General features: G+C 58.2%; 24 protein-coding genes. 12 read left to right on the forward strand and 12 right to left on the reverse strand.

Annotated elements, in window-relative coordinates; genetic code table 11:
- Nucleotides 1-81: 81 nt before the first annotated feature.
- The 3 genes from AB1E37_RS22730 to AB1E37_RS22740 all read right to left on the reverse strand — a co-directional run bounded on the left by AB1E37_RS22730 (nucleotide 82) and on the right by AB1E37_RS22740 (nucleotide 2,593).
- Nucleotides 82-912 carry a PfkB family carbohydrate kinase gene (locus AB1E37_RS22730; RefSeq protein ID WP_004210623.1) on the reverse strand — a complete coding sequence of 277 codons (831 nt, stop codon included), beginning with the start codon at nucleotides 910-912 and terminating at the stop codon, nucleotides 82-84.
- A gap of 11 nt (nucleotides 913-923) precedes the next feature.
- Entirely contained in the window at nucleotides 924-1,898 is a 975-nt protein-coding gene (locus tag AB1E37_RS22735; protein WP_367776870.1) for an SIS domain-containing protein, read from the reverse strand.
- A 242-nt stretch (nucleotides 1,899-2,140) separates the two neighbouring features.
- On the reverse strand, nucleotides 2,141-2,593 hold the full coding sequence (locus AB1E37_RS22740; protein WP_004186717.1) for a YhcH/YjgK/YiaL family protein: 453 nt from the start codon (nucleotides 2,591-2,593) through the stop codon (nucleotides 2,141-2,143).
- 194 nt (nucleotides 2,594-2,787) lie between these two features.
- Here AB1E37_RS22740 and AB1E37_RS22745 point away from each other — a divergent pair, with 194 nt between their 5' ends.
- The 5 genes from AB1E37_RS22745 to ridA all read left to right on the forward strand — a co-directional run bounded on the left by AB1E37_RS22745 (nucleotide 2,788) and on the right by ridA (nucleotide 4,878).
- The gene (locus AB1E37_RS22745; RefSeq protein WP_002886930.1) at nucleotides 2,788-2,892 is read left to right on the forward strand and encodes a pyrBI operon leader peptide; all 105 of its coding nucleotides are present in this window, start codon (nucleotides 2,788-2,790) and stop codon (nucleotides 2,890-2,892) included.
- A complete protein-coding gene (locus AB1E37_RS22750; protein ID WP_227650304.1) occupies nucleotides 2,867-2,926 on the forward strand; it encodes a pyrBI operon leader peptide in 60 nt (19 codons plus the stop codon). Before AB1E37_RS22745 ends, AB1E37_RS22750 begins: the two co-directional genes overlap by 26 nt.
- 2 nt (nucleotides 2,927-2,928) lie before the next feature.
- Nucleotides 2,929-3,864, forward strand: coding sequence for an aspartate carbamoyltransferase (gene pyrB, locus AB1E37_RS22755; RefSeq protein WP_002886928.1), 936 nt, complete (start codon nucleotides 2,929-2,931; stop codon nucleotides 3,862-3,864).
- A gap of 13 nt (nucleotides 3,865-3,877) precedes the next feature.
- A complete protein-coding gene (pyrI, locus tag AB1E37_RS22760; protein WP_002886927.1) occupies nucleotides 3,878-4,339 on the forward strand; it encodes an aspartate carbamoyltransferase regulatory subunit in 462 nt (153 codons plus the stop codon).
- Between the two features lie 152 nt (nucleotides 4,340-4,491).
- Nucleotides 4,492-4,878 (forward strand): 2-iminobutanoate/2-iminopropanoate deaminase, encoded by a 387-nt coding sequence (ridA, locus tag AB1E37_RS22765; RefSeq protein ID WP_002886926.1) that lies wholly within the window; start codon nucleotides 4,492-4,494, stop codon nucleotides 4,876-4,878.
- Between the two features lie 72 nt (nucleotides 4,879-4,950).
- Here ridA and mgtA read toward each other — a convergent pair whose 3' ends face one another.
- Complete coding sequence (gene mgtA / locus AB1E37_RS22770; protein ID WP_204752475.1) at nucleotides 4,951-7,659, reverse strand: magnesium-translocating P-type ATPase; 2,709 nt, start codon at nucleotides 7,657-7,659, stop codon at nucleotides 4,951-4,953.
- A gap of 145 nt (nucleotides 7,660-7,804) precedes the next feature.
- The gene (mgtL, locus tag AB1E37_RS22775) at nucleotides 7,805-8,020 is read right to left on the reverse strand and encodes a mgtA regulatory leader peptide MgtL (RefSeq protein WP_219620685.1); all 216 of its coding nucleotides are present in this window, start codon (nucleotides 8,018-8,020) and stop codon (nucleotides 7,805-7,807) included.
- Nucleotides 8,021-8,038: 18 nt separating this feature from the next.
- On the opposite strand from mgtL, the gene treR reads away from it, so the two are divergent.
- From treR to treC, 3 genes are all read left to right on the forward strand, one after another.
- On the forward strand, nucleotides 8,039-8,986 hold the full coding sequence (gene treR, locus AB1E37_RS22780; protein WP_004192384.1) for a trehalose operon repressor TreR: 948 nt from the start codon (nucleotides 8,039-8,041) through the stop codon (nucleotides 8,984-8,986).
- 130 nt (nucleotides 8,987-9,116) lie between these two features.
- A complete protein-coding gene (gene treB / locus AB1E37_RS22785; protein WP_004186710.1) occupies nucleotides 9,117-10,535 on the forward strand; it encodes a PTS trehalose transporter subunit IIBC in 1,419 nt (472 codons plus the stop codon).
- Nucleotides 10,536-10,586: 51 nt separating this feature from the next.
- On the forward strand, nucleotides 10,587-12,242 hold the full coding sequence (gene treC, locus AB1E37_RS22790) for an alpha,alpha-phosphotrehalase (protein WP_032448224.1): 1,656 nt from the start codon (nucleotides 10,587-10,589) through the stop codon (nucleotides 12,240-12,242).
- Nucleotides 12,243-12,297: 55 nt separating this feature from the next.
- On the opposite strand, the gene celB is transcribed toward treC, so the two are convergent.
- The 3 genes from celB to AB1E37_RS22805 all read right to left on the reverse strand — a co-directional run bounded on the left by celB (nucleotide 12,298) and on the right by AB1E37_RS22805 (nucleotide 15,338).
- Nucleotides 12,298-13,650 (reverse strand): PTS cellobiose transporter subunit IIC, encoded by a 1,353-nt coding sequence (gene celB / locus AB1E37_RS22795; RefSeq protein ID WP_004146783.1) that lies wholly within the window; start codon nucleotides 13,648-13,650, stop codon nucleotides 12,298-12,300.
- Between the two features lie 26 nt (nucleotides 13,651-13,676).
- Nucleotides 13,677-14,984 carry a 6-phospho-beta-glucosidase gene (locus tag AB1E37_RS22800; protein ID WP_004177662.1) on the reverse strand — a complete coding sequence of 436 codons (1,308 nt, stop codon included), beginning with the start codon at nucleotides 14,982-14,984 and terminating at the stop codon, nucleotides 13,677-13,679.
- A gap of 90 nt (nucleotides 14,985-15,074) precedes the next feature.
- On the reverse strand, nucleotides 15,075-15,338 hold the full coding sequence (locus AB1E37_RS22805) for a PTS sugar transporter subunit IIB (RefSeq protein WP_014908078.1): 264 nt from the start codon (nucleotides 15,336-15,338) through the stop codon (nucleotides 15,075-15,077).
- A gap of 129 nt (nucleotides 15,339-15,467) precedes the next feature.
- Between AB1E37_RS22805 and AB1E37_RS22810 the strand changes: the two genes are divergently transcribed.
- From AB1E37_RS22810 to nrdG, 4 genes are all read left to right on the forward strand, one after another.
- Nucleotides 15,468-15,641, forward strand: a complete 174-nt coding sequence (locus AB1E37_RS22810) for a hypothetical protein (protein ID WP_032408826.1) — start codon at nucleotides 15,468-15,470, stop codon at nucleotides 15,639-15,641.
- A 2-nt stretch (nucleotides 15,642-15,643) separates the two neighbouring features.
- Nucleotides 15,644-16,387: a MurR/RpiR family transcriptional regulator gene (locus AB1E37_RS22815; RefSeq protein WP_002886905.1), complete on the forward strand. Its 744-nt coding sequence runs from the start codon at nucleotides 15,644-15,646 to the stop codon at nucleotides 16,385-16,387.
- Between the two features lie 356 nt (nucleotides 16,388-16,743).
- Entirely contained in the window at nucleotides 16,744-18,882 is a 2,139-nt protein-coding gene (gene nrdD, locus AB1E37_RS22820; RefSeq protein WP_004186701.1) for an anaerobic ribonucleoside-triphosphate reductase, read from the forward strand.
- 329 nt (nucleotides 18,883-19,211) lie between these two features.
- Complete coding sequence (nrdG, locus tag AB1E37_RS22825; protein ID WP_004178375.1) at nucleotides 19,212-19,676, forward strand: anaerobic ribonucleoside-triphosphate reductase-activating protein; 465 nt, start codon at nucleotides 19,212-19,214, stop codon at nucleotides 19,674-19,676.
- A gap of 3 nt (nucleotides 19,677-19,679) precedes the next feature.
- Here nrdG and AB1E37_RS22830 read toward each other — a convergent pair whose 3' ends face one another.
- The 4 genes from AB1E37_RS22830 to AB1E37_RS22845 all read right to left on the reverse strand — a co-directional run bounded on the left by AB1E37_RS22830 (nucleotide 19,680) and on the right by AB1E37_RS22845 (nucleotide 23,361).
- Entirely contained in the window at nucleotides 19,680-19,964 is a 285-nt protein-coding gene (locus tag AB1E37_RS22830; RefSeq protein WP_023317444.1) for a type II toxin-antitoxin system RelE/ParE family toxin, read from the reverse strand.
- Nucleotides 19,954-20,196, reverse strand: a complete 243-nt coding sequence (locus AB1E37_RS22835; RefSeq protein WP_002886901.1) for a type II toxin-antitoxin system RelB/DinJ family antitoxin — start codon at nucleotides 20,194-20,196, stop codon at nucleotides 19,954-19,956. The genes AB1E37_RS22830 and AB1E37_RS22835 overlap by 11 nt, the downstream gene beginning before the upstream one ends.
- Before the next feature lie 77 nt (nucleotides 20,197-20,273).
- Nucleotides 20,274-22,184: a transcription antiterminator gene (locus AB1E37_RS22840; RefSeq protein WP_004152270.1), complete on the reverse strand. Its 1,911-nt coding sequence runs from the start codon at nucleotides 22,182-22,184 to the stop codon at nucleotides 20,274-20,276.
- A gap of 22 nt (nucleotides 22,185-22,206) precedes the next feature.
- Nucleotides 22,207-23,361, reverse strand: a complete 1,155-nt coding sequence (locus AB1E37_RS22845; RefSeq protein ID WP_002886900.1) for a lactonase family protein — start codon at nucleotides 23,359-23,361, stop codon at nucleotides 22,207-22,209.
- Between the last annotated feature and the right edge of the window lie 12 nt (nucleotides 23,362-23,373).

Here is a 23,373-nt window from a genome sequence, read left to right on the forward strand (position 1 = left end):
CGGAAAAAGCGCAGGAATCCCCCTTTCCGCCCGGCTAGCGGACGGAAATCAGTACGGAAAAATGAGAGATGGCGTTATAGGTTAGTAGTGAGTCCCGTAGCCAAATGCCCCTTCTTTCAGGCAAATTTGTGCCGAGAAAGCTGCTGCTTTTTGCAGGCTCTTGGTAATCGCTTCGCGCTTGTTACCCGTAGGTTGGGCCAGAAAATGGCAAATGAAAGCGGTAATAAAAGCATCACCTGCACCCATTGTATCGACGGGAGTGACGTAATCGGGCGCCTGCTGATACCAATCCTGCCCGTCAAATAAAATCGCGCCTTCATCTCCACGCGTCGCGCAGACAATGCGACTTCCGCTGGCCTGCGCTTGTTGCACAATTTCACGTGTTTGCGCCAGGCTGTAGTCGGCGCATGAGAAGAAGGCGAAGTCGACGTAACGGCACAGCGGCAGCGCCTGCTCCAGTACAAAGTCATCTGAAAAATCGAAAGAGACAGGAATGTTGAGCTCGCGTAACTGAGGTAAGTGCGTCTCCATGTAGCTATAACAGCCGCTATGGATCAGATCAAACTCACGCAGGTATTGCTCATGCTGAAAAATAAAATCCATCGAAGTTGTCTTGCGAATACCCCCGGCGTTCGAACCAAGAAATATCCGTTCTCCCTCTTCGATTTTCAGCTGTGCGCAGCCGTTCTCTCCTGCCACCTGCAGACAGTGTGGCCACTTGACGCCAACTTTATCCAGCACCTGCATAACGTGTTCCGCAGCGGCATCATTACCAAAAATCCCCAAATAGGCCGCATTGTGCCCCAGCATGGCCGCATAAGCGGCAAAGTTCAGCGCATTTCCACCGGGATACATAGTCTGAGTATGAACATATTTATCGACGACGTTATCGCCAATTCCAATCACATTCATCATAATTCCCCTTAGTATTCCACCAGCCCCATATAGCGGCGGGTATCCAATGGATGCTGGCGAATGTCGGCAAGCGCAGAACGATATTCACACATGATGCTGTAAAACAGTACCGGGTTGAAAAACTCCACGACTGACGGAGGAAGAACCCCGATGCCCAGTTCTTTAGCATCAACGACTTCCACTTTTTCTGCATACTTGGTGAGGAAGGCCAAAGCTCGCTCATCCATCGCCCGCGTACGGCCTTCGTTCATCAATAAAATAAACGGCGTCTCTTTATTCGTAACTTCAAAAGGTCCGTGGAAGTACTCACCGGAGTGAATAGGTGCGGCATGTAGCCATTGCATTTCCATTAGTGAGCAGATAGCAAAACCATAAGCATGGCCATAAGAAGCTCCGCTGGAGAGGATATAGAAGAGCTTTTCATCTTGATATTTTTGGGCAAAACGCTGGCAGCGATCCGCAACCTGCTGACGGCCATGAGCAATGACGCCATTAATTTGGGTCATTCCCTGTTGGAAATCAGCGTAATTATTGAAACCTTCCACCTGCTGCAACGTATCAACGCACAGGTTGAGGATAATCGCCATCGGATTATCGACCACATTGGTATCGTTACCCCAGGCATAGAGAATGTTGTGACTGGCGTATTCGATCAACTGTGCCTGAGCGTTGTGAGTCAGCGTAATAGTATGCGCTTGATGCTGTTGAGCAAGCTTAGCCGCAGCGACGGATTCCGGCGTGTTGCCCCCGTGCGAACAGACGATAACCAGCGAATTCTCCCCTAACGTTTTCGGCGTCGTGTAGACAAACTCATTGGCGGTATACATGCCGACATGAAGCTTCGTCGCCTCGCTATCCAGGAAGTACTTAGCCGGATACATATCCACTAATGACCCGCCGCAGGCAACAAGGAACACTTGGCGGATTCCGCCTTTGTCTTCTATCTCTTTAGCAACGGCATTAATTATTTCTTTAGTATTCATACAGTAAGAACTCCAGATCTCATTATTGATTGTTCAAATTAGCGGAAACAACATTAATACGTTATATAACGTATTAATGAGATCGCCATCAAAATTTGCACAATGCGCTCGGTATGAGCGTTTGGCTGAAGCAGCAAATGAGAGGGAATAAGAAGTAAAAAAGCGGGAATAGCCAGGAAAAACAAAGAATAGCAATTGTCACAATATGACAATTGCTAGCTCTGGGTAAAAAAGCTCGTCAACTAAACCATCAGCATCTTCACCACCGCTTTGCGCACCTTCGCCGGGGCGCCAACGGCGCACAGCGGTTTATGCACTTCGCCGGGATAAAACACCACAAAGTCCCCTTCGTTAAGGATCACCGTTTTCTCCTGCTGGCCTTCGGCAAGAAAAGCGATGTCTTTCTCCGCCAGCCAGTCGGTCTGCGGCTCTCCTGGCGGCAAGGTGCTGAAGGTCATCCCCTCGCTGCCGCGGAGCACAATCTGGATATCGAGATAGCGAGCATGGTATTCCGCGCGGCGCGCGGCCTGCGGCTCGGTGGTGTCTTCAGAAATCAGATAAAACAGGTTGTCGCCGTCGATAGCGTGTTTACCCAGCGGCGTCGCCTCGCTGACCTGAGCGATAACCTGTTCGATAGCCTCGCGCAGCGCGGCAGGCAGCCATGGCTGCAGATGGTGGATATTGCCAATAATCATTGCTAACCTCAAATATAAAACAGCATTTCATTTCTTTGTTTTATACCCCCATCGCGGCTGCCATACCAGTACAGTTTCACGCTTCTTTGCGCTGGCGCACTTTTCGACAGGCAAACGATTACCTGTTTGTGAATGAATCGCTTGATCGTCATAACGGTCTGCGTATAATGCCAGTCGTTTTGCCGGGAGGAAGCATGGCCAATTGCGTACGACATTCTGTCTTAGCGCGTCTCAATGCAGACGCTGGCCTGCCGTTTTTCTTTCCGTTGCTCATTGGATTCCCGAAGCCCCTTATTTAAGGGGCTTTTTTTTTGCCCAGGCGTCAGGAGATAAGCATGGCTAACCCGCTATATCAAAAACATATCATTTCCATAAACGATCTCAGCCGCGAAGACCTCGAACTGGTGCTGGCGACGGCGGCAAAGCTGAAAGCCAATCCACAACCCGAGCTGCTGAAGCATAAGGTTATCGCCAGCTGCTTCTTTGAAGCCTCGACCCGCACCCGCCTCTCTTTTGAAACCTCGATGCACCGCCTGGGCGCCAGCGTGGTCGGCTTTTCCGACAGCGCCAACACCTCACTGGGCAAAAAAGGGGAAACGCTGGCGGATACCATCTCCGTCATCAGCACCTACGTCGACGCCATCGTGATGCGTCATCCGCAGGAGGGCGCCGCGCGCCTGGCGACCGAATTCTCCGGCGGCGTGCCGGTACTGAACGCCGGCGACGGCGCTAACCAGCACCCGACCCAAACCCTGCTCGACCTGTTCACCATTCAGGAGACCCAGGGCCGCCTCGAAAACCTCAACGTGGCGATGGTCGGCGATCTGAAGTATGGCCGTACCGTCCACTCCCTGACCCAGGCGCTGGCCAAATTCAACGGCAACCGCTTCTACTTCATCGCCCCGGACGCGCTGGCCATGCCGCAGTACATCCTCGATATGCTCGATGAAAAAGGCATCGCCTGGAGCCTGCATAGCGCCATCGACGACGTGATGGCGGAAGTGGATATTCTGTACATGACCCGCGTGCAGAAAGAGCGTCTGGATCCGTCGGAATACGCCAACGTCAAAGCGCAGTTCGTCCTGCGCGCCGCCGACCTCGAAGGGGCGCGCGCCAATATGAAGGTGCTGCACCCGCTGCCGCGCATTGACGAAATCACCACCGATGTCGATAAAACACCGCACGCCTGGTACTTCCAGCAGGCCGGTAACGGCATCTTCGCCCGCCAGGCGTTACTGGCACTGGTACTGAATAGCGAGCTGGCACTGTAAGGGGGAATGAGAGATGACACACGACAATAAACTGCAGGTAGAAGCGATCAAACGCGGCACCGTGATTGACCATATCCCGGCGCAGGTCGGCTTTAAGCTGCTCACCCTGTTCAAACTGACCGAAACCGACCAGCGCATCACCATCGGCCTGAACCTGCCCTCCGGCGAGATGGGCCGCAAGGATTTGATTAAAATCGAGAACACCTTCCTAACCGACGAGCAGGTTAACCAGCTGTCGCTGTACGCCCCGCAGGCGACGGTAAACCGCATTGATGATTACGAAGTGGTGGGCAAATCCCGCCCGAGCCTGCCGGATCGTATCGACAGCGTGCTGGTCTGTCCGAACAGCAACTGTATCAGCCACGCCGAACCGGTTTCTTCCAGTTTTGCAGTGAAAAAACGCGCTGATGACATCGCACTCAAATGCAAATACTGCGAAAAAGAGTTTTCTCATTATGTGGTGCTGGCCAACTAAATGCGGTTGGTATTGGTGGTAGGCCTCCCTATAATGGCTACCACCCTACGCTTCGTCCTTCAGGCGGCGTCTGCGCCGGCGATACAGCGCTTACCGCCTGGCGGCAACCTGAATGATTTTGCGTAACATTACTCAGTTCATCTGGAGATAACATGAGCAAAACTATTGCGACGGAAAATGCACCAGCGGCGATTGGCCCCTACGTTCAGGGCGTTGACCTCGGCAGCATGATCATCACCTCTGGCCAGATCCCGGTCGACCCGAAAACCGGCAGCGTCCCGGAAGACGTGTCCGCGCAGGCGCGCCAGTCGCTGAACAACGTGAAAGCGATCGTTGAAGCCGCAGGCCTCACCGTCGGCGATATCGTCAAGACCACCGTATTCGTCAAAGATCTCAACGATTTCGCTACCGTTAACGCCACCTACGAAGCGTTCTTCACCGAGCATAACGCCACCTTCCCGGCGCGCTCCTGCGTTGAAGTCGCACGTCTGCCGAAAGACGTGAAGATCGAGATCGAAGCCATCGCCGTGCGTCGCTGATCGCTAACCTCGGCATGAAAAAAGGCAGCCAGTGGCTGCCTTTTTTACGTGGGTCATCCGAAAACGCGTCCCTCACTGCCAGCCGTAGCGGCGGCTGTAGAAGCCCTTCACGGCCTGGGTCAGCACCATATAGCCCGCCAGGATCGCTACCAGCCATGGGAAGTAGCTCAGCGGCAGGGCCTGCAGCTGCAGGTAGCTCGCCAGCGGCGAGAACGGCAGCGCGATACCCACCGCCATCACCACCAGGGTCATGGCGAACAGCGGCCAGGCGGCCCGGCTCTGAACGAACGGAATGCGCCGGGTGCGGATCATGTGCACAATCAGCGTTTGCGACAGCAGCCCTTCGATAAACCAGCCGGACTGGAACAGGGTCTGCATCTCCACGGTATTGGCGTGGAACCCCCACCACATCAGGCCGAAGGTGAGGATATCGAAAATCGAGCTGATCGGTCCAAAGAAGACCATAAAGCGCCCGAGATCGGCCGGGTTCCAGCGCTGCGGCTTGCGGATCTGCTCATCATCGACGTTATCAAACGGGATCGCCACCTGGGAGACATCGTACAGCAGGTTCTGAATCAACAGGTGCAGCGGCAGCATCGGCAGAAACGGCAGGAAGGCGCTGGCCACCAGCACGCTGAAAACGTTGCCGAAGTTGGAGCTGGCGGTCATTTTGATGTACTTGAGCATGTTGGCGAAGGTGCGGCGGCCTTCGATTACCCCCTCCTCCAGCACCATCAGGCTCTTCTCCAGCAGAATGATATCCGCCGCCTCGCGGGCGATATCCACCGCGCCGTCGACCGAGATGCCGATATCCGCCGCGCGCAGCGCCGGGGCGTCGTTGATGCCGTCGCCCATAAAGCCCACCACGTGACCTTCACGCTTGAGCAGCGTCACGATACGCTCTTTATGCAGCGGCGCCAGGCGGGCGAACAGCGTGGTGCGTTTGGCCAGCGCCGCCAGTTCGTCGTCGCTCATGGCTTCGATCTGGCTGCCAATCACCACTTCGCCAGCATCCAGTCCCACTTCATGGCACACCTTCGCCGCCACCAGCTCGCTGTCGCCGGTGAGGATCTTCACCGTGATGCCGCTGGCCTTCAGCGCCTTCAGCGCCGGGGCGGTGGTCTCTTTCGGCGGATCGAGGAAGGCGATGTAACCTTCAAGGATCAGGTCCGACTCATCGGCGCGCTGGTAGTCGCCTTCGCGGGCCGGCAGGTATTTAGTCGCCACCGCCACCACCCGCAGCCCCTGCCGGTTGAGGGTATCGGTCACCCGGCGAATGCGGCGCAGCATGGTGTCGTCCAGCGGTACGATATCGCCGTTGTAGCGCACCTGGGTCGAGACGTTGAGGATCTCCTGCAGCGCCCCTTTGCAGATCAGCTGATGCGCGGCGTCATCCTCCTTCACCACCACCGACATGCGGCGGCGTTCGAAGTCGAAGGGTATCTCATCCACCTTCTGCCAGCGTTCCGCCAGCCCGCGGGCGGCATCCAGCTCAACGCCCTCCAGCACCGCGGTGTCGAGCAGGTTTTTCAGGCCGGTCTGGTAGTGGCTGTTAAGCCAGGCGGCATGCAGTACCCGCTCGCAGACCTTGCCGGAGACGTCGGTATGGTTCTCCAGCACAATCTTATCCTGGGTCAGGGTGCCGGTTTTATCAGTGCAGAGGATGTCCATCGCGCCGAAATTCTGAATGGCGTCGAGGTGCTTCACGATGACCTTTTGCTTCGACAGCTTCACCGCCCCGCGCGCCAGCGTCGAAGTGACGATCATCGGCAGCATCTCCGGCGTCAAGCCGACCGCCACCGACAGCGCGAATAGCGCCGCCTCCCACCAGTCGCCTTTGGTGTAGCCATTGATCAGCAGCACCACCGGGGCCATCACCAGCATAAAGCGGATCAGCAGCATGCTGACCCGGCTGATGCCTTTCTGAAAGGCGTTCGGCTCGCTCTCCTGTTCACTGACGCGGCCGGCCAGCTGGCCAAACCAGGTGCGGCCGCCGGTGGCGAAGACGATGGCCTGCGCCGAGCCGCTCACCACGTTGGTGCCCATAAAGCACAGGGTGTCGCACTCCAGCGGGTTTTGCTGCAGCGGATCGCGGCTGCGGGCCACTTTCTCCACCGGCAGCGATTCGCCGGTCAGCGAGGCCTGGGCGACGAATAAATCCCGTGCCTGCAGGATACGCAGGTCCGCCGGGATCATATCCCCCGCCGACAACCGGATAATGTCGCCCGGCACCAGCTGGTCGATAGGCAGCTCCAGCCAGCGGCTCTCCCCCTGCTCGTTCACCACCCGCAGCACGGTGGCGGTGTTGCTCACCATCGCCTTCAGCGCATCCGCCGCTTTGGTCGAGCGCGCCTCCTGGATGAAATTGAGCAATGTCGAGATCCCCACCATCAGGGCGATAACCCCGGCGGCGAACAGATCCTCGGTGGAATAGGAGACGATGCCGAGCACCGTCAGCAGCAGGTTGAACGGGTTGCGATAGCAGGTCCACAGATGCACCCACCACGGGGAGGGCTTCTGCGCCGGGATCTGGTTGTCACCATGTTTGAGAATTTTCGCCGCCACTTCGCCTTCATTGAGCCCTTCAGGGTGGCTGTCAAAGGCGCGCCAGATCTCCTGGTCGTCCATCGCCGCCACGTTCAGGCAATGCTGACCAAGCGATTCAGGAATGGGGCCACTCGCCAGATGGCGGGCGTCCGGCAGCGGATCGCGCTGGACTAAACGACGTGGCAGATGGCGGCTAAGCTGCGCGAACAGCTGCCGGGTATAATTTTTCAGCATAAACAGTCCCTCCGCGCTCGCCAAAGCGAACGCAGCGTTGCCGACGGGCGTAGCAAAACCTACCTGTCAGGCATGTTATTTTTATGGCAGGGACATCAAGGACGTCACTGCTTTACGCTTTCCGGTAAAGCAGTGTTAAACAGGCTTACCGGAAAGAAAGGTTGCTCCATCGAGGATGAGGAGTGGGATCGGGGTCCATAACTATCTCCGGTAAGTGAATATAAACGGCGCGAATTATAGCGCCCTCGCTGAGGATTGTGTGGCAATAATGGCGATGATAAACCCGCGCAACTAAACCGAACGTAAACCAGACTTTGCTCATTGCGGTTTGGTTGAGTAGCATTAGGCTCACTTCTACCATCCCTGACGAGAATTCCGCATGCAGAACCGGCTGACCATCAAAGATATCGCGCGCTTAAGCGGCGTAGGGAAATCGACGGTATCCCGCGTCCTTAACAACGAGAGCGGGGTCAGCGAACGGACCCGCGAGCGCGTCGAAGCGGTGATGCAGCAGCACGGTTTCTCGCCCTCCCGTTCCGCCCGCGCCATGCGCGGCCAGAGCGATAAAGTGGTGGCGATTATCGTCACCCGTCTCGATTCGCTGTCGGAAAACCTTGCCGTGCAGACCATGCTGCCCGCCTTTTATGAGCAGGGTTACGATCCGATTATGATGGAGAGCCAGTTCTCCCCGGCGTTGGTGGAGGAGCATCTCGGCATGCTCGCCCGGCGCAATATTGACGGCGTGGTGCTGTTCGGTTTTACCGGCATCGACGAAGCGATGCTCGCCCCCTGGCGCGACACCCTGGTGCTGATGGCCCGCGACGCTCCCGGCTTCGCCTCGGTGTGCTATGACGACGAGGGGGCCATCACGCTGCTGATGCAGCGGCTCTACGATCGCGGACACCGCCACATCAGTTTTCTTGGCGTACCGCACAGCGACGTCACCACCGGCGAACGCCGCCATCTGGCCTACCTCGCCTTCTGTAAAAAGCATCGTCTGACGCCCACCGCCGCCCTGCCGGGGCTGGGCATGAAGCAGGGATATGACACCGTCGCCAGCGTGCTGACGGCTGAAACCAGCGCCCTGGTCTGCGCGACGGATACCCTCGCCCTCGGCGCCAGCAAGTACCTCCAGCAGCAGGGTCGCGATGCGCTGCAGCTCGCCAGCGTCGGCAGCACGCCGCTGATGAAGTTTCTCCACCCGGAAATCTTGACCGTCGATCCGGGCTATGCCGAGTCCGGACGCCGGGCCGCCCGGCAGTTGATCGAGCAGATCGCCGGCAGCGTCGATCCCCGCCAGATCGTGATTCCCGCCGCCCTCAATTAATCTCGCTCGGGCGATTTATGTGATCGTCGCCGGGTTTCGGGAACGTTCCCATTTTGCAAATTAAGCGGAACGGTTAGGATGCCCTCAAGGTAAAAACGGCATCTCTCCCCTCTGTTTTTGAGGCTTCATCATGAGCAAAGTAAACCAGCAGGACATCGATAAACTGATCGAACTGGTGGGCGGGCGCGGTAACATCGCCACCGTCAGCCACTGTATTACCCGTTTGCGCTTTGTGCTGAACGACCCGGCCATCGCCAGACCAAAAGAAATTGAGCAGCTGCGCATGGTGAAGGGATGCTTCACTAACGCCGGCCAGTTCCAGGTGGTCATCGGCACCGAGGTGGGCGATTACTACAAGGCCCTGCTGGCGACCACCGGCCAGACCTCCGCCGACAAAGAGCAGGTCAAGCAGGCCGCGCGGCAAAATATGAAGTGGCATGAACAGTTAATCTCGCACTTCGCCGAGATCTTCTTTCCCCTGCTGCCGGCCCTGATCAGCGGCGGTCTGATCCTCGGTTTCCGCAACGTTATCGGCGACCTGCCCATGAGCAATGGCCAGACGCTGGCCCAGATGCACCCGTCGCTGAAAACCATCTATGACTTCCTGTGGCTGATTGGCGAGGCGATCTTCTTCTATCTGCCGGTGGGGATCTGCTGGTCAGCGGTGAAGAAGATGGGCGGCACGCCGATCCTCGGGATCGTCCTTGGCGTCACCCTCGTCTCCCCGCAGCTGATGAACGCCTATCTCCTCGGCCAGCAGGTGCCGGAGGTGTGGAACTTCGGCCTGTTTACCATTGCCAAAGTCGGCTACCAGGCGCAGGTGATCCCGGCCCTGCTGGCTGGCCTGGCCTTAGGCTTTATCGAGACGCGCCTCAAGCGCATTGTGCCTGACTACCTCTACCTGGTGATTGTCCCGGTCTGCTCGCTGATCCTCGCGGTGTTCCTCGCGCACGCCATTATCGGTCCGTTCGGCCGCCTGATCGGCGACGGCGTGGCCTTCGCGGTACGCCATCTGTTAACCGGCAGCTTCGCGCCGATCGGCGCCGCGCTGTTCGGCTTCCTCTACGCGCCGCTGGTGATTACCGGTGTCCACCAGACCACCCTCGCTATCGATATGCAGATGATCCAGAGCATGGGCGGTACCCCGGTGTGGCCGCTGATTGCGCTGTCGAATATTGCCCAGGCGTCGGCGGTGGTCGGCATCATCATCGCCAGCCGCAAGCAGAATGAACGTGAAATCTCGGTACCGGCGGCGATCTCCGCCTATCTCGGGGTCACCGAGCCAGCGATGTACGGTATCAACCTGAAATACCGCTTCCCGATGCTGTGCGCAATGATTGGCTCTGGCCTCGCCGGCCTGCTGTGCGGCCTGAACGGCGTGCTGGCGAACGGCATCGGCGTCGGCGGCCTGCCGGGGATCCTCTCCATCCAGCCTACCTACTGGCAGGTATACGCCATGGCGATGGCTATCGCGGTGGTGGTGCCAATTATCCTCACCAGCGTGGTGTATCAGCGCAAGTACCGTCAGGGCACCTTGCAGATTGTCTAACTTCTTCTTTCGGGGCGCCTTTGGCGCCCCTCGTTGCAGCAGGAAAGTACTATGAATCATCTCCCCCACTGGTGGCAAAACGGCGTTATTTATCAAATCTATCCGAAGAGTTTTCAGGATACCACCGGCAGCGGTACCGGCGACCTGCGCGGCGTCACCGCCCGCCTCGACTATCTGCAAAAGCTTGGGGTCGACGCCATCTGGCTAACGCCGTTCTACGTCTCACCGCAGGTGGATAACGGCTACGACGTGGCGAACTACACCGCCATCGATCCCTCCTACGGCACAATGGCCGGCTTTGACGCCCTGGTGGCGGAGGCGAAGGCCCGCGGCATCCGTATCGTGCTGGATATGGTGCTGAACCACACGTCGACCGAACATGAATGGTTCCGTCAGTCGCTGAATAAGGAGAGTCCCTACCGCCAGTTCTATATCTGGCGCGATGGCGAACCGGACGCCCTGCCGAACAACTGGCGCTCTAAATTTGGCGGTAACGCCTGGCAGTGGCACGCCGACAGCGGGCAGTATTATCTGCACCTGTTCGCCATTGAGCAGGCGGATCTCAACTGGGAGAATCCGGCGGTGCGCGCCGAGCTGAAAAAGGTCTGCGAATTCTGGGCTGACCGCGGCGTCGACGGTCTGCGCCTCGACGTGGTCAACCTGATCTCAAAAGACCAGACCTTTCCCTGCGATCTGGACGGGGATGGCCGCCGCTTCTATACCGACGGCCCGCGGGTGCATGAGTTCCTGCAGGAGATGAGCCGCGATGTGTTCACCCCGCGTAACCTGATGACCGTTGGCGAGATGTCCTCCACCTCGCTGGAGCACTGCCAGCAGTACGCCGCGCTGGACGGCCGCGAGCTGTCGATGACCTTTAACTTCCACCATTTAAAGGTCGATTATCCCGGCGGAGAGAAATGGACCCTCGCCCGCCCGGACTATGTGGCGCTGAAGGCGCTGTTCCGCCACTGGCAGCAGGGAATGCACAATCGGGCGTGGAACGCGCTGTTCTGGTGTAACCACGATCAGCCGCGCATCGTGTCGCGCTTTGGCGACGAAGGCGAGTACCGGGTGACGGCGGCGAAGATGCTGGCGATGGTGCTGCACGGCATGCAGGGCACGCCCTATATCTACCAGGGCGAAGAGATCGGCATGACCAATCCGCACTTCAGCAGCATCAGCGATTACCGTGACGTCGAAAGCCACAATATGTTTATCGAACGTGCGGCGCAGGGGCAAAGCCCGGACGAACTGCTGGCGATCCTCGCCAGCAAGTCGCGCGACAACAGCCGCACGCCGATGCCGTGGCACGCCGGCGAGAACGGTGGCTTCAGCGACGGTGAGCCGTGGATCGGCCTTGGCGATAATTACCAGGAGATCAACGTCGAGGCGGCGCTGGCGGACCCCGATTCGGTGTTTTATACCTATCAGCAGCTGATTACGCTGCGTAAAACCCTGCCGCTACTGACCTGGGGTGATTACGAGGATCTGCTGCCGGAGCATCCGTCGCTGTGGTGCTATCGTCGTCAGTGGCAGGGGCAAACGCTGGTAGTCGCCGCTAACCTGAGCCGCGAGCTGCAGGCCTGGCAGCCCGCTGAGGCCCCGGGCGAGTGGAAGATGATCATCAGCAACTATGCCGAGACCACCCCGCGCCCGACCGGGCTGACGCTGCGGCCGTTCGAAGCGATATGGTGGCTGCAGGGATAACGCTTTTCCCCGGTGGCGCAACGCTCACCGGGGCTACGATTCGTCAGGCTGGAAGTTATGCGCGGTCGGCATCAGCAATCGCAGCGCTCGCTTGTGGTTGCGCCGAGGCGTGCTCTTCTTTTGCCTTTAGCCGATCCCAGGCGCGGAAGAACGGATAGTAGACCACCAGCGAAATCGCTAAATTCACCACCTGCAGCACCGTGCCGGAGATATGCCCTCCGGTCGCCAGATAGCCGCTGATGAAGATCGGCGTGGTGAACGGCAGCGCGATTCCGGCGGGCGGCGCCACCAGCCCGGTCGCCATCGCGGTATAGGACACGATCACCAGCAGCACCGGCGTTAAAATAAACGGCAGGAAAAAGTACGGGTTCATCACCAGCGGGATGCCAAACACCATCGGCTCGCTGATGTTAAACAATGCCCCAGGCGCGGCAATTTTCCCCAGCTGCTTCATCTGCTGGCTACGGCTACGCAGCAACATAAAAATCACCAGCCCCAGCAGCGCGCCGGTACCTCCGGGGGCAATCCACAGATCGTAAAACTGCTGAGTAATGATATGCGGGATCGGCTGACCGTTCTGGAAGGCCGTCAGGTTCTCTGACATATTCGACAGCCATACCGGCTGGATAAACACCAGTACGATCGCGTCGCCGTGCAGGCCCAGGGTCCACAAAATACCAATCAAAATGACTGAAATAATCATGCCCGGCAGCGTACCGCCGACGTGATGCATCGGAATACCGATCAAAGTGGCGATCATGCTGTTGATGTCGCCGAACGGCGAGGCCTCGACCGCCAGGCGCAGCGCCAGCACCACCGCCAGCACGCAGAAGCCGGGGATCAGGGCGAGGAATGATTTCGCCACTGCCGGCGGCACGCCGTCCGGCATGCGGATAACGAGATTGCGGCTGGCGACCAAACGATAAATCTCCGTCGACAGCAGCGAAATGACAATGGCGACAAACAGCCCCTGGCTGCCGACCATGCTCACCGGGATCACCCCTTTAATCACCTCCGCCGCGCCGTGTACCGGCGTAAACAGCGTGTTCTGCGGGATCGTCATCATGAAGGCCACCAGCGACATCGCTCCAGCGCTCAGCGGATCGAGAGTGCGATACTTCTCCGCCAGCCGGTAGGCGATGCCGAAGCTGGAAATCAGCGCCATGATGTCGTAGGTCGCTTTCACCGGGTACAACATTTTATCGCGCCAGACCTCGCCAAACAGGCTGCTCATCATATCGGCATAGCCGGGGATCGGCAGGTAGGCGAAAATCAGGAAGAATGAGCCAATCAACATAAACGGCATATTGAGAATGATGCCGTCGCGCACCGACAGGACGTGCTTTTGCCCGGCGATTCTCAGCGCCGCCGGCATGACGTAACGTTCAATCCAGCTTGTATTCGACATGGTGTGCTCCCGAGGGGAAATAGCGGTCAGTTAAATTGCGTCAGCCATTGACGGTTGATGGTTAATACTTCATCCAGCAGCGCCTGGGCATCGGTGACGTTACCGACCAGCGGGTTGGTCACCAGCGCCAGCAGTGCGCTTTCGCGACAGCCGTGTACCGCAGCTTCAATCGTCAACCGCTCGAAGGCTTTCACCTGCTGGGTCAGGCCATTCATCGCCGGCGGCAGCGGGCCGAACGCCAGCGGCCGCGCCCCTTGCGCATCAATAATGCTGTTGGTTTCCACCACCGCATCATCATCCAGGCCATGAATCGCGCCGTTGTTGCGGGTATTCACCACCATCTCCGCGCCCAGGTTGTTGTAGATCGCGTTGATAAGCTCGACGGCCACCTCCGAGTAGTAGGCGCCGCCGCGAAAGCTCAGTTGCTCCGGTTTTTCTTCCAGCTGCGGGTCGGCGTACAGCGCAAACAGCTCCTGCTCGACTTTCATCACCTGTTCGGCGCGGGTGCCCTTGGTTTTCGCCGCGGCGATCTCTTCCGCCAGCATCGCCGGCGTCAGCCAAAAATAGCGATGATAGGGGCACGGAATCGCCTTCAGCGCGCGCAGGAATTCCGCCGGCCACGGCAGCTCTTTAATGTTGTTCATCGACAGCGCCTTACCGTCGCACAGCATGTCGATCACCTTGCCGGTGACATCCTCGCGCCCCTGTAGCACCTTATGCACCCAGACCATATGGTTGAGCCCGGCAAAGCGCAGTTTTACTTCGGACTCCTGGGCGCCCAGCATCCCGACGATCATGTGCTGCATGTTGATCGGCACGTTGCACAGGCCGATGATCTTCGCCGTGCTGTAGCGGCTGACCGCCTCGGTGACGATCCCCGCCGGATTAGTAAAGTTGAGAATGAACGCTTCCGGCGCCAGCTGTTCCACTTTGCGCGCCACCTCAAGGATCACCGGGATCGTCCGCAGCGCCTTGGCAAAACCGCCGACGCCGGTGGTCTCCTGGCCCAGCAGGTGGTACTTGAGACCCAGCCGCTCATCGGCGGCGCGCGCCGCCAGCTGTCCGACACGCAGCTGGGTCAGCACAAAGCTGGCGCCGCGGATGGCCTCATCGAGCGTAAAGTGGACGCTGACCGCCACCTGCTCCAGCCCTTTATGTTTCAGCATCCGCCGGGTCAGCGCGGCGATGATCTCCACCTTTTCCCGGCCGGATTCGACATCTACCAGCGCCAGCTCTGTGACCGGAAGCTGCTCGTAACGAACGATAATCCCTTCAATAAGCTCCGGCGTGTAGCTGCTGCCGCCGCCGATAACGGCAATTTTCAGTGCTTGCATAGTGTCCTCTTTTCGGATTTTCGGCATACAGAGCGCCGCGCGCGATCGCCAGGACCGCACGTGATGATGATGAAAAACGGGATGAGAAAATTAGTGTTCGAGCAGGGCTAGCGCTTTATCCAACACCGCGGCGCCGCGCATCATGCCGTAGTCAGCCATATCGATCACCGCCACCGCCTTGCCCTGCGGCGCGGCCAGCGCGGTTAGCCGTCCGGCTTCATATTTAACCTGCGGCCCGAGCAGAATGACGTCGGCGTTTGGCAATTCGCGTTCAAATTCCGCCACCGCCACCGCATAGATTTCCAGCGCCAGCGCACGCTGCTGGGCTTCTGCTTTCATTTTGTTCACCAGCATGCTGGTCGACATGCCTGCGGCACAACAGAGTACGATTCGTGGCATTGCACTTCCCCTTTACGTGTTATCGCTTCAGCCCTCAGGGCCTGGACGACTATATTGTTAATATTGTGTGATAGTGAAGGCTATATGAAAATAATTTTCACCGATGTGATCGAGGCTCAATTTTTACGCATTTTTATCGCCAGGGTGTCACCCTTTACTGCTCTGACCATAGGAAATATGCGGCGTGGGTGCTATAAAGAGAGACAGTCGATAATTGAAAAATATTTTCAAATGCGGGTTTTGCCAAAGGGAACATGAGGATGGATATCGTAGGTCAGCTGCAGGAAGGAATGCGCCGCTTTAGTGCCCAGGAGTCGCGCGTCGCCACCTTTATTCTACAAAATCTAAGCTTTACCGCCAGCGCCTCTATTGACGAGCTGGCAGCCAGCGCGGGGGTCAGCCCTGCCACCATTACCCGCTTCGCCCGCTCAGTGGGCTGCGATGATATTCGTGATCTGCGTAAACAGCTGGCGCAGGCCAGCGAACGGCGCGCCAGCTGGCTTACGCCGGACAGCGCCGCCCTGCCCGTCGCCTGGCGCGACAAACTTAGCAGCCTTGGCGTTACCCTAACTCGTCAGCTCGGCCATACCGCGGAAGCGGCGGTGGAAAAGTGTAAATCGCGCCTGCTGAGCGCCCGTGCGGTACACTGCTTCGCCCTTGGCGCCCAGGACGTGACGCTGGCCGCGCTGCTCCAGCATCAGCTACTGCCCTCCGGCATCGCGATTAATCTCTGTCAGGATGCGGCGCTGATGCGGCTGACCGCCAGCACCCTCAATGACGATCATCTGCTGCTGGTGCTGGCCACTGCCGAGGCCAACCCTGTGTTGCAAAGCGCCACCTTGCAGGCGCGCACGCAGGGAGTGACCATTATTGCTCTGACGCCGGAACAGCACGCCCTTGGCGATATGGCCAGCGCCATCCTGCCGCTGCCCGCTGACCCGCAGCAGGCTCGCTATGCCCTGCTACTGCTGGTCGATCTGCTTAACGATACGTTGATTGCCTGAATATTTGCCCGTTTCATGCCTGAACGGGCTCGATTTTTGCTTATATTTTAAGCGCCTAAATTTACATTTATCGCCAGCGCCCATCATCCGTACTCTCACCTTTTTACCTTGTTCTGGGTCAATAAAATCGCAAACATCTTTGATGCAAATCACTACATATAGAACTTAAAATGCGCCTCGGCCCAACATGTTGTATTAATCGTCTATTATGTCACCATATCTTGTCGATGTCTGGCGGTGATGAGATGTGGATAAAACGGGCCGGATCCGAAGGTAAACAGCACGAGCCGTAGCGTGCAGCGCCTTCGGGATAACCTCCGCCTCTGTGGATAACCTGTTCTATATATGGAGTGATCATGACACCGCATGTGATGAAACGTGATGGCTGTAAAGTGCCGTTCAACTCAGAGCGCATTCAGGAAGCAATTCTGCGTGCAGCTAAAGCAGCGGGAGTCGATGACGCAGACTATTGCGCCACCGTCGCAGAAGTCGTTAGCCAACAAATGCAGGGCCGCGCCCAGGTCGACATCAACGAGATCCAGACCGCGGTGGAAAACCAGCTGATGTCCGGCCCCTATAAGCAGCTGGCGCGCGCCTATATTGAGTATCGCCATGACCGCGATAGCCAGCGTGAGAAGCGCGGCCGCCTCAATCAGGAGATCCGCGGCCTCGTCGAGCAGACCAACTCCGCGCTGCTCAACGAAAACGCCAACAAGGACAGTAAAGTCATCCCGACCCAGCGCGACCTGCTGGCCGGGATCGTCGCCAAGCACTACGCCCGGCAGCACCTGCTGCCCCACGATGTGGTGATGGCCCACGAGCGCGGCATGATCCACTATCATGACCTCGATTACTCGCCCTTCTTCCCGATGTTCAACTGCATGCTGATCGACCTGAAAGGCATGCTGACCCAGGGCTTTAAGATGGGCAACGCGGAGATCGAGCCGCCGAAGTCTATCTCTACCGCCACCGCGGTGACGGCGCAGATCATCGCCCAGGTCGCCAGCCATATTTACGGCGGCACCACCATCAACCGCATCGATGAAGTGCTGGCGCCGTTCGTCAGCGAAAGCTTCAAAAAGCATCGCAAAATCGCCGAAGAGTGGCAGATCCCGGATGCCGAAGGCTATGCCCGCGCCCGTACCGAAAAAGAGTGCTACGACGCCTTCCAGTCGCTGGAGTATGAGGTTAACACACTGCATACCGCCAACGGCCAGACGCCGTTCGTCACCTTCGGATTCGGCCTTGGCACCAGCTGGGAATCGCGGCTGATCCAGCAGTCGATTCTGCGCAACCGCATTGCCGGCCTCGGTAAAAATCGCAAAACCGCGGTGTTCCCGAAACTGGTGTTCGCGATCCGCGACGGCCTGAACCATAAGTTCGGTGACCCGAACTACGACATCAAACAGCTGGCGCTGGAGTGCGCCAGCAAGCGCATGTACCCGGATATCCTCAACTACGATCAGGTGGTGAAAGTCACCGGGTCGTTTAAAACGCCGATGGGCTGCCGCAGCTTCCTCGGGGTATGGGAAAACGAGAACGGCGAGCAGGTGCATGATGGACGCAATAACCTCGGCGTGATCAGTCTCAACCTGCCGCGCATCGCCCTGGAAGCGAAAGGCGATGAAGCCGCCTTCTGGGCGCTGCTGGACGAGCGCCTGCAGCTGGCGCGCAAAGCGCTGATGACCCGTATCGCCCGCCTGGAAGGAGTGAAGGCTCGCGTGGCGCCGATCCTGTATATGGAAGGCGCCTGCGGCGTGCGGCTGAAAGCCGACGACGACGTCTCCGAGATCTTCAAAAACGGCCGCGCGTCCATTTCTCTGGGCTATATCGGTATCCATGAAACCATCAATGCGCTGTACGGCAACCAGCATATGTACGACAGCGAGGCGCTGCGTGAGAAAGGCGTGGCCATCGTCCAGCGCCTGCGCGACGCCGTCGATTTGTGGAAGGAAGAAACCGGCTACGGCTTTAGCCTGTACAGCACGCCGAGCGAAAACCTGTGCGATCGCTTCTGCCGTCTCGACACCGCCGAGTTTGGCGTGGTGGAAGGGGTAACCGACAAAGGTTACTACACCAACAGCTTCCACCTCGACGTGGAGAAGAAGGTCAACCCGTACGACAAGATCGATTTCGAAGCGCCGTACCCGCCGCTGGCCAATGGGGGGTTCATTTGCTACGGCGAATATCCGAATATCCAGCATAACCTCAAGGCGCTGGAAGACGTGTGGGATTACAGCTATCAGCACGTGCCGTACTACGGGACCAATACGCCGATCGATGAGTGCTACGAGTGCGGTTTTACCGGCGAGTTCGAGTGCACCAGCAAGGGCTTTACCTGCCCGAAATGCGGTAACCACGACGCCGCCCGCGTTTCCGTTACCCGCCGGGTGTGCGGTTATCTCGGCAGCCCGGACGCGCGGCCGTTCAACGCCGGCAAGCAGGAAGAAGTGAAGCGCCGCGTGAAGCACCTGGGTAATGGGCAGATTGGTTAATTCCAGCTGGTTTAGCCCCTCACCCTCTCCCCAACGGGGAGAAGGGACCGGCCCCGTAGCCGTTTGGCCACTAAGGAGCCGTTACCGGATAGCGGCGCATAGCGCCTTATCCGGGCTACAACCGCGTATGCGGCTTTTCGTAGCCTGGGCGAGCGCAGCGACGCCGGGAGCCGTTCCCTTTACAAATGCACAGCACCTCCGTTTTCGCAAAGCAATTAGCGTCAGAGCAAGGCGGCAAACGAGGGAATCCCCGGGAGCGTACATTCAGTACGTGACTGGGGTGAGCGAGCGCAGCCAACGCGGCTATGGCGTTAATTGAGAAGCGAAAAATGAATTATCACCAGTACTACCCCGTCGACATCGTCAACGGCCCCGGCACCCGCTGCACCCTGTTTGTCTCCGGCTGCGTCCACGAGTGCCCCGGCTGCTACAACAAAAGCACCTGGCGGGTGAACTCTGGTATGCCGTTTACCGCTGAGATGGCCGACCGTATCATCGCCGACCTCAACGACACCCGCATCAAACGCCAGGGGCTTTCGCTCTCCGGCGGCGATCCGCTGCATCCGCAGAACGTCGCGGATATTTTAAAGCTGGTTCAGCGCGTGCGCGCCGAATGCCCCGGCAAAGATATCTGGGTCTGGACCGGCTATAAACTTGATGAGCTGAATGAGGCGCAAATGCAGGTGGTGAACCTGATTAACGTGCTGGTTGACGGTAAGTTTGTGCAGGATTTGAAAGATCCGGCGCTTATCTGGCGCGGCAGCAGCAACCAGGTCGTACATCATTTGCGATAGCGTTTAGAGCCGTTTATTCGCCTGATGATAAACGGCTGCTTTCTCTCTTTTGCCAATGGCAATAACGTAAACCACCACCACACTATCTCGTACTTGATACACCAACCGATAACCTGACGCCTTAAGCTTGATTTTGTAGCAATCCGGTAAATCGCTCAGCCTGGGCGACTCAATTCGCGGATTCTGCACAATCTGCTGGAGCTTATTTTTGAACTGTTTTTTGACCGTCTCGCCAGGCTTCTGCCATTCGCGCCAGGCTCGTGGATCAAACTCCAGTTCATAGGTCATCCAGACTCACCTTAACCCCCGGCCGTGGGTTTTCCAGCCGTTCGCGAACGGTGCGTAATAACGCCGCTTCGCCATCACTGATGGTCATACTTTTCACCGGCATGCGGCCATTTTCCGCAATGTATTGAAACAGCAGGCGTACCGCCTCCGTTGGTGTCATATCGAGTTTCTCCAGCACGGCATAAGCCTCTTTTTTGAGTTTATCGTCCAGTCGAACATTGAGCGTGGCCATTATGCCTCCAGAAAGGGGAATTTTGTAATGCAGTTTAGCATTACATTTGAATTACACTCGAATCTGGAAAATGCCTCTCAAAACCGGCTGACGCACTCCATCGCCACCGTTTTAAACTCATCGAAGCTGCGGGTCGCGGCGAGGCGACTCATGGCGCGCTCGCGCAGGAAAGTCACGAAAATATCGTAGATCGCCATCGCCTCTTCATACTCGCGCTTGCTGATAGCGAGCAGGAAAATGAGATGGGCGGTTTCGTCGCCCCAGGCGATGCCCTGCGGGGCGATAACGGTATAAACCACCGTCTTTTTCGCCAGCAGCCCCAGGGAGTGCGGCAGCGCAATGCCATCCCCCAGCATGGTGCTGACGATCGCTTCACGTTCCACCACCGAAGCATGAAACTCCGCATCGACAAAGCCTTCCTCCAGCAGCTGCTGGCACAGCTCGGCGAACAGCGTTTGCTGATCCATCGGCTTATCGACCACCCGGAAGTGGGCGGCATCGAAGTACTTATTCAGCATCCACGGACGGGTACGGTCCACCAGCACCAGCTTGCCGATTTGATCCAGCTGATAGTCGGTGGGGAACGGCGCGATGGTCACCACCGGCTTGTCTTTTTCGCCGATCCGCACCGTTGAGATAACGAAATCCGCCTCGATCGCGTCCCGCTGTTCGTACTCGCGCTGGGAGATGGTAGCGGCGATCTCCAGCTGCGGATATTTGCGCTGCAGGATCGCCTCGATCATCCGCACCATCGCATTGCTGGTATCGCACACCAGCAGCACCTGCGGCTGACGCTGGTAGCCGATGTTGTAGTGGCGCTCCAGCCCAACGCCGATATGCAGTACCAGAAAGCCGATTTCGTTTTCGCTGATGGTGTACGGAGTATATTTCCCCCAACTGGAGACCGCGGCCAGAGTCATATCCCAGGCCATCGGGTAGTGCTGTTTGATGTTATCCAGCAGCGGATTGGGGATCATGATCTGGTAGCGCACCCGGGTAATCATGGTTTTAATGTGGGTCAGCAGATCGGCATGCAGCTGGGCGTCGTCCAGCAGGTTGTAATTATACTGGCTGTTAATGTAGCGCAGGATGTAATTGACCAGCGCTTCATCATCGTCGGCGCTGATAGTTTCCGGATCGACATCCTGCACCTGACGGGCCGCGATATGCACGCATAGCCACTCTTCTTCGGCGGGCGATAAAGGTTTCCCGGCCAGCCGCTGCAGCTCACCCGTCAGCTCGCGCGCGGCGTCGCGGACGTTCTGCGCCACATCTTCAGCGCTGAAATCCGCAAGCGGGTAGCCTTCGCTGACGCGGCGCACCACCACCGCGCCATACAGGCAGACAAAGCGCTCGCCGGCGTCGGTGAGGCGAATATGATGCCGCGTGAGCGTCTCCTGCAGCACCGGCTCCAGCAGCGCTGGCACCTCCGCCGCAAAGGCCTCGGCGCCGATCGGCGGCGCGATATCGCCTTGCTGGGTCAGCTCCCACAGCAGGTCGGTCAGGCAGGCGCGAATTGACACCTCGCTGCCGAACAGCTTCATGCCGTGGCGCGGGCGGGTTTCAAGAGTCAGCTGATAGCGCTGGAAGCGCTCGCGCACCTCAACCATGTCATTTTGCAACGTGGCGCGGCTGACGAACCACTCATCCGCCAGGTCTTCCAGCTTGATGGAGAACGCCGAGGTCAGGAAACGCACCAGCAGAAACGTGATGCGATCCTGGGCGGTACGCGGCACGTGCTGCGCCTTCGGCGCGGTCTCCTCCAGCGCCTGGAAACTCGTCGGATTATCTATCTTCAGCTGATAACCGCTGCCGCGGTTAAGGATAAACTGCGCGCCATATTGCGCCAGCAGCGTATTCAGGGCGGTAATATCGGCGCGCACGGTACGGGTGGAAACCGACAGGCGTTGCGCCAGCTCATCCTGCGGCAGCGTTTCATTCCGCAGCAGGGTGAAGAGTTGCGCTAAGCGTTGGTTGGGAAATCGCATGTCAGTTCCTTGTAATTACGGCTCAGGGTTGGGCGGATATCACCATCTGCGATGGGCTACCGACCGGCGTATAGTCGGAGGCAAAGGTTAATTTGCCATCCTTCGGCGCCACGCTGAAGCGGGTAATATTATCGCTACGCTGGTTCATGACGTACAGCCACTGCCCCTGATTATCCAGCGTCAGGGTGCGGGGATAATCGCCACGCGTCCAGATATCTTCCTGGTGACTCAGGCTGCCGTCGGCCAGCACTGTGAAGTGGGCAATGCTGTTATGCAGGCGGTTGGCGACATATAGCTGTTTGCCATCGTTGCTCAACACAAGTCCGGCGGCAAAGCTGGTGCCTTTATACCCTTCCGGCAGCGCGGAGACAGTTTTGCCTTCACGCAGCAGGCCGCTTTGCTTATCCAGATGATAGAAGGTCAGCGTCGACGCTTCCTCGTTAATCAGCCACAGGCCGTCGCCCTGTGGCGTAAAGACGAAGTGGCGCGGGCCGGCTCCCGGCGACGAGGCGGCGATAAACGGCGGATCGTTCGGCGTTAGCTTGCCGCTGGCGCTATCCAGCCGATACTGATAGATCCGATCCAGCCCCAGATCGGTAGAGTAAACGTATTTCCCGCTGGGATCGGCGGCGATCATATGGGCATGCGGGCCGTTGTGATCGCTGATGGCGAAGCTGCCCTCGACGGCCGCCGCCGGGCGTTCGGCGCCTGCCGGGCCTTCATCCTGATGCCTGTCCACCGCCTCAGCCAGGCTACCATCTTCTTGCACCGGTAGCACGGCGATACTGCCGCTGACATAGTTAGCCACCAGCAGATGCTTACCGTCCGGCGTCAGGGAGAGATACACCGGCCCGGCGCCGCCGGAGGCGACCTGGCTGAGCGCGGTCAGCTCGCCGTTCTTTTCAATGCGCCACGCCTGCACCACGCCTTTTTCGACTTCACTGGCGGCATACAGCGTTTTGCCATCGCGCGACACGGTTAACTGCGCGACGTTCGGCAACGAGCTCACCAGCGTCTTATCGCGCAGGGCGCCGGTTTTGGCATCGACGGTAAAGCGATACAGACCTTCGCCATTGGGGTTATAGGTGCCTACCCAGGCATAGTGGGTTTGCGCGGCGCCCGCGGCGGCGGCAAACAGGGACAGTGAAGCGACAAGCAGATGACGAGCGACAGGCATAGCAACTCCTTG

This window comes from Klebsiella sp. Shm-1, from assembly GCF_040804525.1.
GTDB classification, from domain to species: domain Bacteria; phylum Pseudomonadota; class Gammaproteobacteria; order Enterobacterales; family Enterobacteriaceae; genus Klebsiella; species Klebsiella pneumoniae.

What these genes read in the sequence shown, in the direction of transcription:
- celB (WP_004146783.1), bottom strand. Translation starts at nt 13,650, where the DNA reads ATGTCGAATACAAGCTGGATTGAACGTTACGTCATGCCGGCGGCGCTG.
- treB (WP_004186710.1), top strand. Translation starts at nt 9,117, where the DNA reads ATGAGCAAAGTAAACCAGCAGGACATCGATAAACTGATCGAACTGGTG.
- AB1E37_RS22830 (WP_023317444.1), bottom strand. Translation starts at nt 19,964, where the DNA reads ATGACCTATGAACTGGAGTTTGATCCACGAGCCTGGCGCGAATGGCAG.
- AB1E37_RS22815 (WP_002886905.1), top strand. Translation starts at nt 15,644, where the DNA reads ATGGATATCGTAGGTCAGCTGCAGGAAGGAATGCGCCGCTTTAGTGCC.
- AB1E37_RS22805 (WP_014908078.1), bottom strand. Translation starts at nt 15,338, where the DNA reads ATGCTGGTGAACAAAATGAAAGCAGAAGCCCAGCAGCGTGCGCTGGCG.
- AB1E37_RS22840 (WP_004152270.1), bottom strand. Translation starts at nt 22,184, where the DNA reads ATGCGATTTCCCAACCAACGCTTAGCGCAACTCTTCACCCTGCTGCGG.
- AB1E37_RS22835 (WP_002886901.1), bottom strand. Translation starts at nt 20,196, where the DNA reads ATGGCCACGCTCAATGTTCGACTGGACGATAAACTCAAAAAAGAGGCT.
- mgtA (WP_204752475.1), bottom strand. Translation starts at nt 7,659, where the DNA reads ATGCTGAAAAATTATACCCGGCAGCTGTTCGCGCAGCTTAGCCGCCAT.
- AB1E37_RS22745 (WP_002886930.1), top strand. Translation starts at nt 2,788, where the DNA reads ATGGCCAATTGCGTACGACATTCTGTCTTAGCGCGTCTCAATGCAGAC.
- AB1E37_RS22845 (WP_002886900.1), bottom strand. Translation starts at nt 23,361, where the DNA reads ATGCCTGTCGCTCGTCATCTGCTTGTCGCTTCACTGTCCCTGTTTGCC.
- AB1E37_RS22730 (WP_004210623.1), bottom strand. Translation starts at nt 912, where the DNA reads ATGAATGTGATTGGAATTGGCGATAACGTCGTCGATAAATATGTTCAT.
- AB1E37_RS22735 (WP_367776870.1), bottom strand. Translation starts at nt 1,898, where the DNA reads ATGAATACTAAAGAAATAATTAATGCCGTTGCTAAAGAGATAGAAGAC.
- treR (WP_004192384.1), top strand. Translation starts at nt 8,039, where the DNA reads ATGCAGAACCGGCTGACCATCAAAGATATCGCGCGCTTAAGCGGCGTA.
- mgtL (WP_219620685.1), bottom strand. Translation starts at nt 8,020, where the DNA reads ATGGTAGAAGTGAGCCTAATGCTACTCAACCAAACCGCAATGAGCAAA.
- AB1E37_RS22800 (WP_004177662.1), bottom strand. Translation starts at nt 14,984, where the DNA reads ATGCAAGCACTGAAAATTGCCGTTATCGGCGGCGGCAGCAGCTACACG.
- AB1E37_RS22740 (WP_004186717.1), bottom strand. Translation starts at nt 2,593, where the DNA reads ATGATTATTGGCAATATCCACCATCTGCAGCCATGGCTGCCTGCCGCG.
- ridA (WP_002886926.1), top strand. Translation starts at nt 4,492, where the DNA reads ATGAGCAAAACTATTGCGACGGAAAATGCACCAGCGGCGATTGGCCCC.
- nrdG (WP_004178375.1), top strand. Translation starts at nt 19,212, where the DNA reads ATGAATTATCACCAGTACTACCCCGTCGACATCGTCAACGGCCCCGGC.
- AB1E37_RS22810 (WP_032408826.1), top strand. Translation starts at nt 15,468, where the DNA reads ATGAAAATAATTTTCACCGATGTGATCGAGGCTCAATTTTTACGCATT.
- treC (WP_032448224.1), top strand. Translation starts at nt 10,587, where the DNA reads ATGAATCATCTCCCCCACTGGTGGCAAAACGGCGTTATTTATCAAATC.
- nrdD (WP_004186701.1), top strand. Translation starts at nt 16,744, where the DNA reads ATGACACCGCATGTGATGAAACGTGATGGCTGTAAAGTGCCGTTCAAC.
- pyrB (WP_002886928.1), top strand. Translation starts at nt 2,929, where the DNA reads ATGGCTAACCCGCTATATCAAAAACATATCATTTCCATAAACGATCTC.
- pyrI (WP_002886927.1), top strand. Translation starts at nt 3,878, where the DNA reads ATGACACACGACAATAAACTGCAGGTAGAAGCGATCAAACGCGGCACC.